Origin of the sequence: Chryseobacterium pennae (genome assembly GCF_003385515.1) — a bacterium.
GTDB classification, from domain to species: Bacteria; Bacteroidota; Bacteroidia; order Flavobacteriales; family Weeksellaceae; genus Chryseobacterium; species Chryseobacterium pennae.
The window spans coordinates 1-3,348 of sequence record NZ_QNVT01000061.1; the positions used below are offsets into that span (position 1 = coordinate 1).

Genomic DNA, 3,348 nt, shown 5'->3' on the forward strand with positions numbered 1-3,348 from the left:
AAGGTTAATACATTCTAATTTGAAAGCAACGCTAAATTTTTCTTTTCTATACATAAAAAAATGCCCCTAAAAAGTGTCTAACTTTTTGGGGGCAGTCCACATCGGGAAGGCTTTATATTACTTATCGCTCATTACTTATGATAAAGAAGCAGCGTGTACAAGCATATCAACTAACTTGTTAGAGTAACCCATTTCGTTGTCATACCAAGAAACAAGTTTCACGAAGTTAGGAGAAAGCATAATACCAGCATCTTTGTCGAAGATAGAAGTTCTCTTATCTCCTACGAAGTCCTGAGATACTACAGCCTCTTCAGTATATCCTAGGATACCTTTTAATTCACCTTCAGAAGCAGCTTTAATTACTGCACAGATTTCTTCATAAGAAGCAGCTTTTTCAATTCTCACTGTTAAATCTACTACAGAAACGTCAACAGTTGGTACTCTGAAAGACATACCTGTTAATTTTCCGTTTAATGAAGGGATTACTTTTCCTACCGCTTTAGCAGCACCTGTAGAAGAAGGGATAATATTGTTCAGAGCAGCTCTACCACCTCTCCAGTCTTTCATTGAAGGACCGTCAACAGTTTTTTGAGTAGCTGTTGTAGCGTGTACAGTAGTCATTAAACCTTCTACAATTCCAAAGTTATCGTGGATTACTTTAGCTAAAGGAGCTAAACAGTTTGTAGTACAAGAAGCGTTTGATAAAATTTTGATATCATCAGTAAGTTCCTTGTGGTTTACTCCCATTACGAACATTGGAGTATCATCTTTAGAAGGAGCAGAAAGGATTACTTTCTTAGCACCAGCAGTAATGTGTTTTGCAGCACTGTCTTTATCAAGGAATAAACCAGTAGATTCAACTACGTAATCTGCACCAATTTCGTCCCACTTTAGGTTACTTGGATCTTTCTCAGCAGTTACTCTGATTTTTTTTCCGTTTACCACAAGATCATTTCCTTCTACAGAAACTTCACCTGGGAAAATACCGTGTACAGAGTCATATTTTAACATGTAAGCCATGTATTCTGCATTGATTAGGTCATTGATTCCTACAACTTCAATGTTGTCTCTTTCAGTCATTGCTCTGAAAACAAGACGTCCAATTCTACCAAAACCGTTGATACCTACTTTAATTGTTGACATAATAGTTTGTTTTTATTAGATTTATAAAAATAATTAGATTGCTAAAATTTCTGAAATCAACATTAAATCTTTATTGATTTCGTTATGTTTTTTAATGGCTTCTTCAATAGGTGTATACACCACATCATTGGAACGCATTCCCGCCATTACATTGCTTTGCCCCTCCATTAATCCTACTACGGCACCATATCCCAATCTGCTGGCAAGCACTCTGTCTGCACAGCTAGGAGATCCTCCTCTTTGCATATGTCCCAACACTGCTACACGAATGTCATAATCAGGGAATATTTGTTTTGTTTTTTCTGCCAGTTCATAAACATTGGCCAGTTTTTCACCTTCAGCTACCACTACGATGCTGGATGACTTTCCTGTTTTTTCAGCTTTTCTGAATTTCTCAAAAAGATCATCCGTGCTGTCTTTTTTCTCAGGAATAAGAATATCCAGAGCACCTGTTGCCAATCCACTGTTTAAAGCAATAAAGCCGGCATCACGACCCATTACCTCTACAAAGAAAACTCTGTTGTGAGATGTTGCCGTATCACGGATTTTGTCAATCGCTTCCATAGCAGTATTCAGCGCAGTGTCATATCCGATTGTATTATCTGTTCCGAAAATATCATTATCGATGGTTCCCGGAATACCGATTACTCTGATTCCAAATTCCTCATTGAAGATCTTGGCACCAGTAAAAGTTCCGTCTCCACCAATACATACCAATCCTTCGATACCCAGCTTTACGCAGTTATCATAAGCCTTCTGACGGCCTTCTTTGGTTCTGAATTCAGTAGATCTGGCAGACTTTAGAATCGTTCCACCTTGGTTGATTATATTTTTTACGGAACGGGCTCCCATTTTCAGGAAATCATTGCTGATAAGGCCATTGTAGCCTTCCCTTACTCCGTAGCATTCAATATTATAGTAATTAGCGGTTCTTACTACCGCTCTTAATGCTGCATTCATACCTGGAGAGTCTCCTCCTGAAGTAAGAACTGCAATCTTTTTTACAGCACTCTCTTTCATCTAGTAAAAAATTTCGAACACAAATTTACAAAAACAAGTTCAGATAATCGTAGTAACTTTTCAATAGTTTTGAATATATAGAATTAAAAGCTTCTGAAGTTTGTCGGTTTAAAAATATACCGCGCTGTTTTAGTCTCTGAAGCATTCACATCAAGATCATACCATGGCGAAATGTTTTTCTGAAAAGGATTGGATAACAGGTGTATAGATTGAGCGGGTGTGAATCCCTCACTCAATAGAAATAATTTTTCACCCTCCTTATTCTGGCAAACTCCGGCAATAAAAACCACATGTCCCGGACTTCCGGGAGTGATCAGAATATCTCCTGTTTTTAAATCAGAGCTTTTTAACACCGGTTGGGTTTCCTTATTGAGTGAAATAGTTCCCGCATAATTGAAGATGAGGTCCAGATAATCTCTGAAACCCTGATAAGAGTCATCAAATCCTGCCGTTTTTCTGAAGCTTACAGCATTACCATTAACAAAAGCTCTTGTTCCGTTTTTATAATCATTCCAAGTGAGAAGATGACCACTGGTAAAATGAAATTGAATATCATCTGTCTTTTTTATTTTGTATAAATATTCAGCTCTCAGACGGATCACTGCATCTGCACATTGTTGAAGATCTTTATTTCCGGTATCAATATCAAAAACAGCTTCATGAAGATGCTGTGTGGAAATAGGAGAACCATCATATCTTAAAATCTGACTTCCATAAGGTTTCAGTTTAAAATTTTCAATGAAATATCCAAAAGAATCAGGCTTTTCTTCCTGCCACTGATAATCTTTTGGGGGAGAAAATCTTTGCTTGATGGTATTTTTATCTTGATGGATTTTTGAGGTATTTTCTGCGATGAGGTGTTCATTCTTATCGGGTTCTTCCAAAAGTCTGTCACCTGGCTTTTCTTTACCGCAACTTATGACCAATAGAATAATGATGAAACTTAATGTAATTTTTTTCACGGTGTTTTTTTTGATTCAGTTACAAATATGAGAATTTTTGTGATATTTTGAAACTGTGAGTTGGCCCACCTTTGGTTTTGTTGGAAAGCGCTAAGAAACAAAAGGATTTACAAGTGTTTTTTTAGCCACGAATGCCTTTAGATTTGTAAAAGGATTTAGTAATAAATTAGATAATAATTAAATACTGAAGAACCAGAGAAAATAAAGTGAACTAAACGAATGC

General features: G+C 36.7%; 3 protein-coding genes. All 3 read right to left on the bottom strand.

Annotated elements, in window-relative coordinates:
* Positions 1 to 135: 135 nt before the first annotated feature.
* Positions 136 to 1,143 carry a type I glyceraldehyde-3-phosphate dehydrogenase gene (gap, locus tag DRF65_RS28085; RefSeq protein WP_115974003.1) on the bottom strand — a complete coding sequence of 336 codons (1,008 nt, stop codon included), beginning with the start codon at positions 1,141 to 1,143 and terminating at the stop codon, positions 136 to 138.
* 33 nt (positions 1,144 to 1,176) lie between these two features.
* Entirely contained in the window at positions 1,177 to 2,163 is a 987-nt protein-coding gene (pfkA, locus tag DRF65_RS28090; RefSeq protein ID WP_115974004.1) for a 6-phosphofructokinase, read from the bottom strand.
* Positions 2,164 to 2,246: 83 nt separating this feature from the next.
* Positions 2,247 to 3,125: a DUF4846 domain-containing protein gene (locus tag DRF65_RS28095; protein ID WP_228439002.1), complete on the bottom strand. Its 879-nt coding sequence runs from the start codon at positions 3,123 to 3,125 to the stop codon at positions 2,247 to 2,249.
* Positions 3,126 to 3,348: the final 223 nt, after the last annotated feature.

Excerpts from the sequence above, each read along its gene's own strand:
- gap (WP_115974003.1), bottom strand. The coding sequence starts at position 1,143 with ATGTCAACAATTAAAGTAGGTATCAACGGTTTTGGTAGAATTGGACGT.
- pfkA (WP_115974004.1), bottom strand. The coding sequence starts at position 2,163 with ATGAAAGAGAGTGCTGTAAAAAAGATTGCAGTTCTTACTTCAGGAGGA.